This window comes from Pseudomonas sp. UBA6753, from assembly GCF_002453565.1.
In the GTDB taxonomy this organism is placed as follows: domain Bacteria; phylum Pseudomonadota; class Gammaproteobacteria; order Pseudomonadales; family Pseudomonadaceae; genus Aquipseudomonas; species Aquipseudomonas putida_Z.
The window spans coordinates 105,040-119,085 of record NZ_DKHD01000011.1 but is presented as its reverse complement, the minus strand read 5'-3'; the positions used below and the strand labels follow the sequence as shown (position 1 = coordinate 119,085).

The window sequence follows — 14,046 nt, the reverse complement described above, 5'->3', positions numbered from 1 at the left end:
AATGGTTGTGTATGGGTGAGGGTTCAGCAGAGCGAGCGCCTACTGAGCACCAGAGATGAATAGTCACAGCCTAGTGGTTTAACGCGGTACTGCTGGTGTACGCAGGGCCGGACTCATTGTTTTTTGAATGGCGCATTGCAGCACATAGAAATATAAAACCCCGGAAGCAAATACGATTGCGGACAGATAAGCAAACTCAGAGTCTAAAACCCCGGAAACCATATACAATTTAATCGTGATAGAACCCATAATAATTCCGGTACAGTACATGACGCCTGTGAACTGATTGCCCAAAAAACTCAGTATGCCGCTGAAGGCATTGTTCGCACTCAACAGCATTGCTTTCAGTATCGTCCAGCCGAGAACTGGCAGAAAAGCCTTGATCATGAAGGCGAATAACATCGACGATGCAAACAGTTTTATCGGGGTTTCTGCCCACGGCTTGATGGTGCCGTCTACTTCAACGCCGGTATACAAGATGATATTCAGAATAATCGCCATAAGGGTGCATATGCCGAGGCGTATCATTTCCCGCTTAAGCGGGGCCATCATTATCACTGCGTGAATCTTGTTTCCAAAGTATCGTTTTAGTCCTTGGATCGACATTTTTCTTCCTATGCTCTCGGGTATGACGCTGTTGTAGCGTTGTATGACGGTCATGCTTTTACCCGAAGAGAGGTGACGCTTCAACGGTCCTGAATTGCGCAGGGGATCTCATGTCCTTCCCCTGGCTGGGTAGCTTGCTGAGAAATTCTCATCTACCTGCGTGGCAACGATGCGGCCACCCCGCCGCCGTCAGAGCTCTGGAGGACTGGCTGCTGTCAGCAACTCATCGAGTGACGGAACCTTAGCGTTTGCACTGAGGACGAGTGTTCTGGATCGGAGTATGGATACATCAAAGAAAGATTCGCACTCGACTCTTCCGTTTACTTCTCTCCAGTGGGTGACTTCTGGTATCAACTCATTAGGCACCGGGTATAGTGCCATAGGGTTATGGAATACCTCCACTTCAGCAGACCACGGCTCGTAGCCATATTGCGGCCAGAGCTGACCGTAGTCGCTGGACGCTACATCCAACAGAAATGGGATACCTCGTGATGCTCCCGGAGAACGGTCGAAAAACTCACCAAACCGCAAGTATCGGTACCCGTCTAGATGAGCTCCACCTGAGATCGGCACTCGGCTGAGCTTTGGCACTGTGCAGGCATTGGTGAAAATGACCGCTGAAAGATGGGCATTTTCCATTAGCGTAAATAGGCCGTTGGGGCGCCCTGATAGCAGAGATGTCTCTTCCTCCACAGTTATCAGGTGCGTACCACGATGCGCAGATGAGTGAACTGCAAAGCCATAGAGATAGCTGATGAGCGACTCCCTGCTCCACAGCATTGAACTGGGCGCATGGAAATCGGCTAAGGCCAGAATGAGCGGCTTACCCTCCACGTGCGGTAGGGATTCGTAACGCTTGTCCAATTTGTTTTGGATGGTCCTCGCAAACCTTTCTGCAGCCGCTCCTAAGAAACGCTCATGTCGGTCAGCGGGTGGGGGGGACCGGCGAGGCGCCAAAATGCTCATACCGCTCTTCCGGGTTGGCTGTCACTGCTTCAACCCAGGCCTCATCTCCCAGCCTATTCTCGATGTGAAAATCGGGTGATTCTTTAGGCTGGGTGACCAAGAGTCCCTGTTCACGAAAAATCGCTAATAGGTGGGCTTCCCAGAGGCGGGTGTGAAAATTCTCAGTCTGGCAATCGGGAACCCAATTTCTGTCTGGGGATGGCAGTGCGAGATACAGTTGATTCAGCGCCCACGCCCCAATACGGCGGCTTGGATCAAATAGTGATTTGAACACCACGCTTGGTGTGCGCTTACCCATTCTGCTTAGAGGAGCACGTCGTCGTTCACCTGAAGGGAGTGGAAGCGGATGGGCTTGGGTATAGAGAAAATGGCTGATTGAGGCGCGGGCTTCAGACTCGCCAGTGGTGCGCTCACTATGGCTGAGGAGCACCCACACGCTATCGACACGACGCCGCAAGGTGACAATTCCGAAGCTGCCGGAATGGATATTTCGGGTTAGAGCGGCACAAGAAATTCCGTCCTCACTAAGCCATGCCCCTACTGGCGGGCTGTCCCCAAACCCCAACCCTCGTGGAAGCGACAAAGCGATTAGATCGAACATCGGCGCAGCAATTTCTTTCATTCGCTGATCTCGGCAGCCGTCAAAATGCATTCCATCAATGCCTCGGAGCGTGCCCGCCGGCGATGGCATCGGTGGAGGTACCTATTGAAGAAGGGGGCCTTGTTCCACCAGGACATCTCGGTTGGTGAAGATGGTCTCAATGGTTGCAGCCTCGGCAGCCACATGAGTCTTTCGCGTGATCTCTTCAAGGGCCAGTTCGAGCCGGTAGTCTTGGAAATACTCGTACAGCTTTTCAGAGCTCTCGGATATCTCCTCCCCACCATTCTTCGCGAACAAGATGTGGATGATCGCTGCGAGTGGGAGAGAGATGTCGAGATCCTTCTCTTCTGCATCTGAATCCGAGTTCAAACCGTCGAAATACCTCTCCAGATGACTCTGGAGCTCCTCAAGCCAGAACTGAGATAGGTTGCTTGGAAGGGAGCTTTCAGGCCCGGTCAGAAGGACTTCATCTCTGAATAGAGCCAGCAGATTGGGGTTTGCCATGGAGGACCTCACGATTAGATTTGAGAGCAACTGGTCAGCATAGTCCACCTCAAGATGACCACCTCCTTGACGCCCATCCTGGTGCTCCTGAGCATCAGACGAGTGAATCGCCCCGAAACCTGTAGATACAAAATGACCGCTTCTCGCCGTTAGCTGCCTTTCTTGAAGGACAGCTTTGGGTCGATAGCGGCCTTCGTGGAGGTTGGTGTCTACGGGGTCGGTTTAGTCAATCTGAATCTCCGGTTTCACCTCCGTGAGGCCGGCCATCGTCATGCATCAGATCTTGATTGACACGCGTGCCGCTTTGGATAGCCTTGCAATTGAGGGCTGCAACTGCGCATTTGTCGGGCCTGGGTACCAGCATGAGCCCCCCGCAATTTTGGCAGCAGAGGAAGCTGGTTCCTCTGAAGTAGTGACGGCGGGCATTGCCAGTCGGATTCTGAACCCAAGGTCGCCAGACTAGGAGCTAAAGGATCGCTGCGACTACTCCTCATCCCTTACCGAAAAGTCACGCGTCGGTCGTAAACGGCCCTTTCCAGGCCAATCAACTTTTGTGATTGGTGAGTAGGGATTTCTCGGCTTTTCTGTGAAAAGCACCCCTTCATTTCACAAAAAAAATGGCGAAGATTCCAATTTCACGGGGTCTGGCCTATCACCTATTTTGTGAACCTACATCCGGTGTAGATCGTCAGGCACTAAAAAGCCCGCGGAAGCGGGCTTTTTAGTGCCTGCAGAAATCAGTAACCGCTGAGGACGTTGACGATCACACCACTGGCAATAGCCACCAGCACATAGTCCCCGTTCACATACAACCAGCGGTGATCACGCGGTGGCGCATACAGGTGGCGTGCTTTCCAGTCGGTCACCCAGTACCGGTCGCCACGGTAGTGCGGGTCAACCACATGGCCACGTTGCCACTGTTGATGCGGAACCGGCATGCCCTGTTGTGGGCGGAAGTTCGGGTCGCGGTAGGCGGGACCGCGACCATTATCATGTCGGCCTTGGTACTGTGGCTGCCCATGCGGTGGGTTGCCCTGGTGCGATGGGCCGCCATCATGCCGGTCAGGTGGGCCTGGCTGCGCGAAACTGGCCAAGGGGGTGCTGAGCATGAGCGCGGCGCAGATCACGGTCAGGGTTTTCTTCATTTTGCGGTCCTCTGCATGTTGACGCCTGGCGGGAGCTGACTGGTTGCCAGGTTCGGTTAACTGATCAGACCACAATCATTCCCGCTTAATGTCAGGACAGAGGTAAAGGTCCGGTAAAGGTCTGAGGAGGCGCGGCGGATGGCACCGGCTTCGCCGGTGTTCGCGGGTGAACCCGCTCCCACAGGATGTGTGTTGCCCTCGGGGATACGCGGGCCCTTGTAGACCGCGTTAACCGAACGCGTCAATTCAGGCCAAGCTCCTTCAACCGGCGATACAGCGTGCGCTCGCTCAGGCCAAGGTGACGGGCCAGTTCACTGCGCGAGCCCTTGAACTGTTCCAGTGCCTGCGCCAGCTCACCCAGGTGATTGCGCCGGCCACCTGTCTTGATCGCCCCTGCCGGGCCAATATCCTCCGGCAAATGCTCGGGCCGGATCAGCCCGTCATCGGCAAACAAGCGCGCCCTTTCCAGAATGTTGCGCAGTTCGCGAATGTTGCCCGGGAATGGATGCAGCCCAAGCTGCTGCAAGGCATCGTCGCTCAGCCTGGGCGTCGGCTTGCCTGCCATGCGCTGCAGCAGGCTCTGGGCGAGCAAGGGCAGGTCCTCTACGCGTTCGCGCAATGCCGGCAGACGGATCGGGAAGCCGCTGATGCGGTAGTACAGGTCTTCACGGAAGGTGCCGTCCGCGACCATTTGCCTGAGCGGTTTATGGGTTGCCGACACCAGGCGGAAATCCGAATGCATCGTGCGCAGGCTACCTACCGGGCGGAAGCTGCCGGACTCGATCAGGCGCAGCAGCTTCACCTGCATCGCCAGCGGTACCTCGCCAATTTCATCGAGGAACAGAGTGCCGCCATGCGCCGCTTCAGCCAGGCCGATCTTGCGCTGGTTGGCGCCGGTGAACGCGCCCTTCTCGTAGCCGAACAACTCGCTTTCGAACAACGACTCGGTCAGGCCGGTACAGTCGACCACCACCAATGGGCCGTTGGCCCTGGGGCTGCCCATGTGCACCGCACGGGCGAACAGTTCCTTGCCGGTACCTGACTCACCCTGCAGCAACACCGGGATCTGCGCCGGCGCCGCACGTTGCAGGCTGGCCAGGGCCGCCTTGAACGCTGGCGCCCGGCCGACCAGGCCTTGTTCCTGAGGCTGCGCCGACGCGAGGGTGATGCTGGTCAGGCGTTCGACAAAGGCCACCACCCTGCCCTGTTCATCCAGGATCGGCCGCAGCTCGACATCCACATGCTCGGGGCCGCGTGGCGTGTGATGAATGTGCAACACCCGCTCCGGAACCTTGCTGTGCCACGCCTTGCGCATCGGGCAATGCTCGCCGGCCTGGTCGCAAGGCACGGCGTAGTGGTGCGAGACATTGTGGCATTTCTCGCCCAGCGGCGCCTGCTCATGGCGACCGAACTGGCGGCGATAGGCAGCGTTGGCCGCCAGGATGTTGTAGTCGGTATCCAGCACGATGGTTGGCAGGGCATCGTGCTCAAGATAGGAAACCAAAGCTAGGATGAGGGGATGGGCTTCAGGCATGACGGCACCGATTGGATGACCGGCGAAGGGTAACAAGGACTGCCAAACACTGCCATTGGCTGACAGTCGACTGCCATCTGCGCTGCCACTGTCGTCGGCAATTGTCAGCAACGGGCCGGTTTCATTGGCCCAAGCGCAGGAAAATGCCTGGCATGCATCTTGATAAACCTCCTGGCACTGCCTACGCCTGTACAAGGCTGCGCGGATAAATTGGAGAACGCGATGATCATCGGCAACAACCTGCACGTGGACGCCTTTTACGACAAGGCGACCTCGACCATCAGCTACCTGGTCATGGACCGTGAAACCCGCCAATGCGCATTGATCGACAGTGTGCTGGATTACGACCCCAAGTCCGGGTGCACCTGCACTGCGTCGGCGGACCGCCTGATCCAGCGCGTGACCGAGCTTGAAGCCAGCGTGCAGTGGGTGCTGGAAACCCACGTGCATGCCGACCACCTTTCGGCAGCGGCCTATTTGAAGGAAAAGCTCGGCGGCCATACCGCCATCGGCGCGCACATCACCCAGGTACAGAAAGTGTTCGGTGCTCTGTTCAACGCCGAGCCTGGCTTCGCCCGCGATGGCAGCCAGTTCGATGTGCTGTTCGAGGACGAGGAAGGTTTCCGCATCGGCAACCTGCATGCCCGCGCGTTGCACACCCCGGGGCACACGCCTGCGTGCATGAGCTTCATGATCGAGGACGCCGGCGAGACAGCGGTGTTCGTCGGCGACACCCTGTTCATGCCCGACTACGGTACCGCCCGTTGCGACTTCCCTGGGGCCGATGCCCGTACCCTGTACCGCTCGATCCGTCGCCTGCTGGCCTTTCCCGACCAGACCCGGCTGTTCATGTGCCACGACTACCTGCCTGGTGGCCGTGACATGCAGTACGTCACCACCGTGGCCGAGCAGCGCGCCAACAATATTCATATCCACCAGGGCATCGATGAGGACAGCTTCGTCGCCATGCGTGAAGCCCGCGACAAGACCCTCGACATGCCCGTGCTGATCCTGCCTTCGGTGCAGGTGAACATGCGCAGCGGCCAATTCCCCGCGCCGGAAGATAACGGTGTGAGCTACCTGAAGATTCCGCTGAACAAGCTATGACCGCCCTGCCCCATAACCAGATTTACAGGATTTACCGCCATGCCTGCCTTGTTGTCCCCTGCCAATACCGACCACCACAAAGTGGTCATCGTCGGTGCCGGCGCCGCCGGAATCGCCACCGCTTCCAGCCTGATCAGCCGTGACCCGTCGCTGGATGTGACCTTGATCGACCCCGCCGAAGTGCATTACTACCAGCCCGGCTGGACCATGGTCGGTGCCGGTGTGTTCAAGGCGCCAAGCACTGCCCGCACCATGGCCTCGACCATTCCGCGTGGTGTGCGCTGGATAAAGGCACGTGTGCAGGGGTTTGACCCGCTGGGCCAACTGGTCCTCCTCGAAGGCGGCCGCGCCATCAGTTATGAACAGTTGGTGGTCTGCCCCGGCCTCAAGCTGGATTGGGCGGCCATTGATGGCCTCAGCGAGACCTTGGGCCGCAACGGCGTCACCTCCAACTACCGCTATGACCTGGCGCCCTACACCTGGGAACTGGTGCAGAAGCTCAAGCAAGGCCGAGCCCTGTTTTGCCAGCCGCCCATGCCGATCAAGTGCGCAGGCGCGCCGCAGAAGGCGCTGTACCTGTCTTGCGACCACTGGCTGCGGCATGGTCACCTGGGGGCTGTGAAAGCCAGCTTCTTCAATGCCGGCGCAGTGTTGTTCGGAGTGGCGGACTACGTGCCCGCACTGATGAAGTACATCGACAAGTACGCCGTGGACCTCAATTTTTCCCACCGCCTGGTCGCCGTGGACGGCCCGAACAAGCGCGCCACCTTCGTGCGCACCTTGGCCGATGGCAGCAGCGAAACCCGTATCGAGCCCTTCGACATGCTGCACGTGGTACCGCCGCAGGTGGCACCGGACTTCATTCGTGAAAGCCCGTTGGCCGACAGCGCCGGCTGGGTCGATGTCGACCCGCACACCCTGCGCCATCGCCACTTCACCAATGTCCATGCCCTTGGGGACGTGACCAACACCAGCAATGCCAAGACCGCCGCCGCTGCGCGCAAGCAGGCTCCGGTCGTGGCCAACAACGTGCTGGTGGCCCTGGGCAGGTTGCCTACCCTGGCACAGTACGATGGTTATGGCTCGTGCCCGCTCACCGTCGAGCGCGGCAAGATCGTCCTTGCCGAGTTCACCTATGGCGGCAAGCTGGCTCCAAGCTTCCCCAACTGGTTGCTGGATGGCCGCAAGCCGACACGTCTGGCCTGGTTGCTCAAGGCGCAGGTGCTGCCACCCTTGTACTGGAAAGGCATGCTCAAGGGCCGCGAGTGGCTGGCACGGCCACAGCCGTTGGTAGCCGAGGGCCGGCGGTGATCGAACATCAAATACTGGGAGCAAGCCTGGGCGCGATCATCGGTGCCGTGCTGGCGTTGACCGGTGCCGGCGGTGGCATTCTCGCAGTGCCTTTGCTGGTGTTCGGCCTGGGGCTGTCGATGGTCGAGGCGGCACCGGTCGGCCTGCTGGCCGTAGGCATGGCGGCAGCGGTGGGTGCTGTGCTGGGCTTGCGTCAGGGCCTGGTGCGCTACCGCGCGGCGCTGTTCATCGCATTGATCGGTGTGGCAGCGGCGCCGTTCGGGCTGGTGCTGGCGCACCGCCTGCCGAACACGCCGCTGCAGTTGGTTTTCGCCGGGGTGTTGGTGTATGCCTGCCTGCGCATCTGGCGCAAGGCGGCCAAGGAGCTGCGCGGCGAAGCCAATGATGCCCATCGCTACATCGAACCCTGCGTGCTGAACCCGCTGCAGGGCCGTTTGCGCTGGACCCTGCCCTGCGCGCGCGCCTTGGCCTTCACCGGTGCATTGTCAGGGCTGCTATCCGGCCTGCTCGGCGTGGGCGGTGGCTTTGTCATCATCCCGGCCCTTAACCGCTACACCAACCTGCGCATGGCCAGCATCGTCTCCACCTCGCTGGCGGTGATCGCGCTGGTGTCCACCGGCAGTGTGGTCAGCGCCAGCCTCGCAGGGGTCATGCACTGGCAGGTTGGCGCCCCGTTCGCCGTCGGTGCGGTGCTCGGCCTGCTACTGGCGCGGCCATTGGCGGCCAGGCTGGCCGGGCCGCGCTTGCAGCAGATGTTTGCCGTGGCCGGTTGGGCTGCGGCCCTGCTGCTGGCCGGCAAGGCGCTACTGGGCTAGCAGCTCGCTCTGTTCTGCCGCGCACAGCGCCAGCAGGTAGTCCCACACCACCCGCAGGCGCACCGACTTGTGCAGTTCGCGGCGGGTGCAGATCCAGTAGCTGCGCTGGATGGTTTCGCCAGGCAGCACGCGCACCAGCGTCGGGTCGTGGCGGGCCATGTAGTTGGGCAGTACGGCGATGCCCAACCCGGCGCGGGCGGCGGTTTGCTGGGCGATCACGCTGGTGCTGCGAAACACCACGTTGGGGGCCCGGCAGAAGCTGTTGAGAAACAGCAGTTCCTGGCTGAACAGCAAGTCGTCGACGTAGCCGATCCAACTGTGCCGGGCCAGGTCCTCGCGGTTGCGCAGCGGGGGCGCGCGATCCAGGTAGTCCTGGCTGGCGTACAGGGCCAGGCGATAGTCGGTGAGCTTGCGGGTGATCAGCAGGTCGGCGTTGGGCCGTTCCAGGTGGATGCTGATCTCTGCCTCGCGGTTGAGGATGCTGACGAAGCGCGGTACCGCCACCAGCTCCACTTCCAGGCCGGGGTAGCGGTCGAACAGCGCATTCATGCGCGGGGTGAAGAACATGATGCCGATGCCTTCGGTCACCCCCAGGCGAATCTTGCCCAGCGGCGTGATGGCCTGGGTGATTTCTTCCTGCGCCAGCAGGGCGACGTTTTCCATGGCTTCGGCGTGCTTGAGCAGGGCCTGGCCCGAGGGGGTCAGTTCATAGCCCTGGGCATGCTGCACGAACAGCGCAGTACCCAGGCTTTGCTCGATGCTCTCGATGTGTCGGGCCACGGTGCTGTGGGTGGTGTTGAGGCGCTTGGCGGCGGTAAGCAGGCGGCCGCTGCGCTGCAACTCGAGGAAAAACCGCAGATCGTTCCAGTCGAACATGCTGATCCTTTTTGGCAGTTCGTTCCGGCCTCTTCGCGGGCACGCCCGCTCTCACAGGGATCGCGTTACCTTGTGGGAGCGGGCGTGCCCGCGAAGAGGCCAGTACAGACTTGCCACTGTGCTAAAACGCACAGCAGCTGCGCGAAATCTCGTGTTTCCTCCACGAAATTACTCACTAAGATGGATCGGGACAAGAATAATAATCAGGCCCGAGGTTGCACATGCCATCAGCCGATTCTGTCTTCGACTACGTGGTCGTAGGGGCCGGTCCCGCCGGTTGCCTGTTGGCCAATCGTTTGTCCGCCGACCCTTCCTGCCAAGTGCTGCTGCTGGAAGCGGGTGGGCGCGACAACTATCCCTGGATCCATATCCCCGTCGGTTATCTCTATTGCATCGGCAACCCGCGCACCGACTGGTGCTTCAAGACCGAGGCGCAGCCCGGCCTGGGCGGTCGTGCGCTGGGCTATCCACGGGGCAAGGTGCTGGGTGGCTGCTCCTCGATCAACGGCATGATCTACATGCGCGGCCAGGCCGCCGACTACGACCGTTGGGCCGAGCAAGGCAACGACGGCTGGGCCTGGAAAGACGTACTACCGCTGTTCAAGGCCAGCGAAAGCCACTTTGCCGGCGCCAGCGAGCACCACGGTGGTGATGGCGAATGGCGGGTCGAGCGCCAGCGCTACAGCTGGCCGATCCTCGATGCCTTCCGTGATGCCGCCGAGCAGAGCGGCATCGGCAAGGTCGATGATTTCAATACCGGCGACAACCAGGGCTGTGGATATTTCCAGGTCAACCAACGCAGCGGTGTGCGCTGGAACGCTTCCAAGGCTTTCCTGCGGCCGATCAAGGACCGCCCCAATCTCACCGTGCTGACCGGCGTTCAGGTTGACCAGGTGCTGCTCAACAACACCCGTGCACGGGCGGTAAAGGCGTTCTGGCAGGGTGCCTGGCACGAGTTTGCGGCACGTCGCGAGATCATCCTCTGTGCGGGTGCTGTGGGCTCTCCCGGTATCCTGCAGCGCTCCGGCATCGGCCCGCGGCAGTTACTGGAAAGCCTGGGCATTGGCGTGCGTCACGACATGCCCGGTGTTGGCGGCAACCTGCAGGATCACCTGCAACTGCGCCTGATCTACCAGATCCGCAATACCCGAACCCTGAACCAGATGGCCAACAGCCTGTGGGGCAAGATGGGCATGGGCCTGCGCTACCTCTATGACCGCAGTGGCCCGCTGGCCATGGCGCCGAGCCAACTGGGTGCGTTCGTGCGTTCGAGCCCGGAGCAGGCCACCGCCAACCTGCAGTACCACGTGCAGCCGCTGTCACTTGAGCGCTTTGGCGAGCCACTGCACAGGTTCCCGGCCTTTACCGCCTCGGTGTGCAACCTGCGCCCGGCCAGCCGCGGGCGTATCGATATCCGCAGCAGCGACATGAACAGCACACCGCTGATCGACCCCAACTACCTCAGCGACCCCCAGGACCTGCGCGTCGCCGCCGATTCCATTCGCCTTACCCGGCGTATCGTCCAGGCCCCTGCCCTCGCTGCGTTCGACCCAAAGGAATACCTGCCGGGTCCAGCCCTGCAAACCGAAGAAGAGCTGTTCGAAGCCGCTGGCAAGATCGGCACCACCATCTTCCACCCGGTAGGCACCTGCCGCATGGGCAATGGTGAACTGGACGTTGTGGATAACCAGTTGCGCGTACACGGCATCCCTGGCCTGCGCGTGGCGGACGCCTCGATCATGCCGCAGATCACCTCCGGCAATACTTGTTCACCCACCCTGATGATCGCCGAGAAGGCGGCGCAACTGATCCTCAAAGGAGCTGCCACCCAGACCTATCTGAACGAAGACGCAATACCGACGCCCTGACCCCGGGTGCGTGCAGTACCGGCAGCTGGCGGTCAGAAGCTGCCGACAGTGGAACAACAAGAATAATCACTGTGGCCTGCGGGCCGAGGACAGCAACGATGTCGGATTACATCCAAGAGCAGGGTGCGGCGGCCAGCAGCTCCAGCCGTCGTGAAGAACGCAAGATCATTTTCGCGTCATCCCTCGGGACTGTTTTCGAGTGGTATGACTTTTTTCTCTATGGTGCGCTGGCAGCGGTCATCAGCAAGCAGTTCTTCGCTGGCGTGAACGACACCACCGCCTTCATCTTCGCCCTCATGGCCTTTGCCGCCGGCTTCCTGGTGCGGCCGTTCGGGGCGCTGGTGTTTGGCCGGCTGGGCGACATGATCGGGCGCAAGTACACCTTCCTGGTCACCATCGTGCTGATGGGCCTGTCCACCTTCGCGGTGGGGTTGTTGCCCACCTACGCCAGCATCGGCATTGCGGCACCGATCATCCTGGTGGTGCTGCGCATGCTGCAGGGGCTGGCGCTGGGTGGTGAATACGGCGGTGCGGCCACCTATGTGGCCGAGCATGCACCGCCCGGCAAGCGCGGTTTCCACACGGGTTTCATCCAGTCCACCGCCACCCTTGGCCTGTTGTTGTCGCTGGTGGTGGTGCTGGGCAGCCGCTATATCAGTGGCGACCAGTTCGAAACCTGGGGTTGGCGCCTGCCGTTCCTGCTGTCGATCGTGCTGCTGGCGATTTCCACCTGGATCCGCATGAGCATGCACGAGTCGCCGGCCTTCGTGAAAATGAAGGCTCAGGGCAAGGTAAGCAAGTCGCCGATCCGTGAGTCGTTCACCTCCTGGCCGAACCTGAAAGTGGTGCTCACCGCCCTGTTCAGCATCAACGCCGGGCAGGCCGTGACCTTCTACACGGCGCAGTTCTACGTGCTGTTCTTCATGACCCAGATGCTGAAGATGGACCCGGCCCAGGCCAACACCCTGCTGATCATCAGCGTGGTCATTGGTGCGCCGTTCTTCGTGTTCTTCGGCTGGTTGTCCGACCGTATTGGCCGCAAGCCGATCCTGATGCTCGGCCTGCTGCTGGCCACGGTGCTGTACTTCCCGCTGTTCAAGGCGCTGAGCCACTACGCCAACCCACAGATCGACGCGGCCAGCCGCCAGGCGCCGATCGTTGTCACTGCCGACCCGCAAGGCTGCACCTTCCAGTTCGACCCGGTGGGCAAGGCGCGTTTCGACAGCCCTTGCGACAAGGTCAAGACCTTCCTGGTCAAGCAAGGCCTACCGTACAGCTCTGTGGATGTGGCCGGCAGCGATGTGGTGGTTAACATCGGTGACAAGACCATCAACGGCTTCGACGAAGCGGCCATGCGTGCGGCGGTGGAACAGGCCGGCTACCCGGCCAAGGCCGACCCTGGGCAGGTCAACCAGGTGATGGTGGTGGTGCTGATCGTGGCGATGATCCTGATCGCGACCATGACCTATGGCCCGCTGGCGGCGGTGATGGTCGAGCTGTTCCCCACTCGCATCCGCTACACCTCCATGTCGCTGCCCTACCACATTGGCAACGGCTGGTTCGGTGGCTTCCTGCCAACGGTGTCGTTCGCGCTGGTGGTGTACACCGGGGATATCTTCTATGGGCTGTGGTACCCGGTGCTGGTGACCGGGATCAGCCTGGTGGTGGGGATCTTCTGCCTGAAAGAAACCAGGGATGTGGATATCGACAAGATCTGACGGCTGCAACGGGTCGTTTCTAAACGCCCGCATGAGGCAATAAAAAAACCGGCTGTAAAAGCCGGTTTTCTTATGCCCCAAAAAAACTTATGCACGATTTTCAGAAAAATGTCATACACAGAAATAAACAGCTAATTCAAACACTTAGCTATCACTTCAAGCTTTTAATCCAAAAACAGTTCACAAGTTATCCACAGATGGTCAGGCCATCTGTTCCTAGGGTTTTTCCTCTGCTGGCGGCAGCGAACCCATGGCCCGCTGGGTCGCTTCGTTCCACGCCGCGGCGCGGTCGTTGAGCTCGGCGATGGCCCGTGGTCCGGTGCCGTTGGCGTACATCGGTTCGCCAATCACCACCTCGATGGTGCCAGCGCGCTTGCCCCAACCGGTCTTCGGCCAGAACTTGCCGGCGTTATGGGCAATCGGCAGCACCGGCAACCCGGCATTCACTGCCAGCGCGGTACCACCACGGGAGAACTTGCCCATGGTGCCGAATGGCACGCGGGTGCCTTCCGGGAAGATCAGCACCCAGGTCTTCTGCTTGAGCAACTCGTCACCCTTGCTAGCTACCTGGCGCAGGGCTTCCTTGGGGTTATCGCGGTTGATCGCGATCGGCCGCAGCATGGCCATGGCCCAACCGAAGAACGGCACGTACAGCAACTCGCGCTTGAGCACCTGGCTCAGCGGCGAGAAATACTGGGAAAGGAAGAAGGTTTCCCAGGTGCTCTGGTGGTTGGACAGGATCACGCAAGGCTCATCAGGCACGTTCTCGGCGCCAGTGATCTTGTAGTCGATACCCAAGATGGTGCGCACCAGGAACAACGCGCAACGGCACCAGTACACGTTGATGAACTTGTAGCGCTTGGGGAACGACAGGAACGGCGCGACGAAGAAGCTCAGCGAGCACCACAGCAGCGAACTGGTGCCCAGCAGCAGGTAAAAAAGAAAGATTCTGATCGCCTGCAGGATCGACATAGTGGCTTGTACCATTGCGGGGC

At 60.3% G+C, this 14,046-nt stretch carries 12 protein-coding genes; 5 read left to right on the top strand and 7 right to left on the bottom strand.

Features of this window, described 5'->3' with window-relative positions; translation table 11 throughout:
• Positions 1 to 78 precede the first annotated feature (78 nt).
• From B2790_RS05620 to B2790_RS05600, 5 genes are all read right to left on the bottom strand, one after another.
• Entirely contained in the window at positions 79 to 606 is a 528-nt protein-coding gene (locus B2790_RS05620) for a hypothetical protein (RefSeq protein WP_012269855.1), read from the bottom strand.
• 925 nt (positions 607 to 1,531) lie between these two features.
• Positions 1,532 to 2,194: a hypothetical protein gene (locus B2790_RS05615; RefSeq protein ID WP_226342902.1), complete on the bottom strand. Its 663-nt coding sequence runs from the start codon at positions 2,192 to 2,194 to the stop codon at positions 1,532 to 1,534.
• A gap of 81 nt (positions 2,195 to 2,275) precedes the next feature.
• On the bottom strand, positions 2,276 to 2,677 hold the full coding sequence (locus B2790_RS05610) for a hypothetical protein (RefSeq protein WP_012269857.1): 402 nt from the start codon (positions 2,675 to 2,677) through the stop codon (positions 2,276 to 2,278).
• Positions 2,678 to 3,414: 737 nt separating this feature from the next.
• Positions 3,415 to 3,822 (bottom strand): RcnB family protein, encoded by a 408-nt coding sequence (locus B2790_RS05605; RefSeq protein ID WP_286918433.1) that lies wholly within the window; start codon positions 3,820 to 3,822, stop codon positions 3,415 to 3,417.
• A gap of 241 nt (positions 3,823 to 4,063) precedes the next feature.
• Entirely contained in the window at positions 4,064 to 5,356 is a 1,293-nt protein-coding gene (locus B2790_RS05600; protein ID WP_286918432.1) for a sigma-54 interaction domain-containing protein, read from the bottom strand.
• A 222-nt stretch (positions 5,357 to 5,578) separates the two neighbouring features.
• Here B2790_RS05600 and B2790_RS05595 point away from each other — a divergent pair, with 222 nt between their 5' ends.
• The 3 genes from B2790_RS05595 to B2790_RS05585 are packed head-to-tail and all read left to right on the top strand — an operon-like array spanning position 5,579 to position 8,589.
• A complete protein-coding gene (locus B2790_RS05595; RefSeq protein ID WP_075046828.1) occupies positions 5,579 to 6,463 on the top strand; it encodes an MBL fold metallo-hydrolase in 885 nt (294 codons plus the stop codon).
• A 39-nt stretch (positions 6,464 to 6,502) separates the two neighbouring features.
• Positions 6,503 to 7,774, top strand: coding sequence for an NAD(P)/FAD-dependent oxidoreductase (locus B2790_RS05590; protein ID WP_286918431.1), 1,272 nt, complete (start codon positions 6,503 to 6,505; stop codon positions 7,772 to 7,774).
• Positions 7,771 to 8,589, top strand: a complete 819-nt coding sequence (locus tag B2790_RS05585) for a sulfite exporter TauE/SafE family protein (protein WP_286918430.1) — start codon at positions 7,771 to 7,773, stop codon at positions 8,587 to 8,589. Before B2790_RS05590 ends, B2790_RS05585 begins: the two co-directional genes overlap by 4 nt.
• On the opposite strand, the gene B2790_RS05580 is transcribed toward B2790_RS05585, so the two are convergent.
• Positions 8,578 to 9,465 (bottom strand): LysR family transcriptional regulator, encoded by an 888-nt coding sequence (locus tag B2790_RS05580; RefSeq protein WP_013970255.1) that lies wholly within the window; start codon positions 9,463 to 9,465, stop codon positions 8,578 to 8,580. The two genes, B2790_RS05585 and B2790_RS05580, sit on opposite strands and share 12 nt — an antisense overlap.
• 221 nt (positions 9,466 to 9,686) lie before the next feature.
• On the opposite strand from B2790_RS05580, the gene B2790_RS05575 reads away from it, so the two are divergent.
• On the top strand, positions 9,687 to 11,333 hold the full coding sequence (locus B2790_RS05575; protein WP_286918429.1) for a GMC family oxidoreductase: 1,647 nt from the start codon (positions 9,687 to 9,689) through the stop codon (positions 11,331 to 11,333).
• A 98-nt stretch (positions 11,334 to 11,431) separates the two neighbouring features.
• Positions 11,432 to 13,051 (top strand): MFS transporter, encoded by a 1,620-nt coding sequence (locus tag B2790_RS05570; RefSeq protein ID WP_247846752.1) that lies wholly within the window; start codon positions 11,432 to 11,434, stop codon positions 13,049 to 13,051.
• A gap of 216 nt (positions 13,052 to 13,267) precedes the next feature.
• Here the strand turns inward: B2790_RS05570 and B2790_RS05565 are convergent, their stop codons facing one another.
• Positions 13,268 to 14,038 carry a lysophospholipid acyltransferase family protein gene (locus tag B2790_RS05565; protein ID WP_286918428.1) on the bottom strand — a complete coding sequence of 257 codons (771 nt, stop codon included), beginning with the start codon at positions 14,036 to 14,038 and terminating at the stop codon, positions 13,268 to 13,270.
• Positions 14,039 to 14,046: the final 8 nt, after the last annotated feature.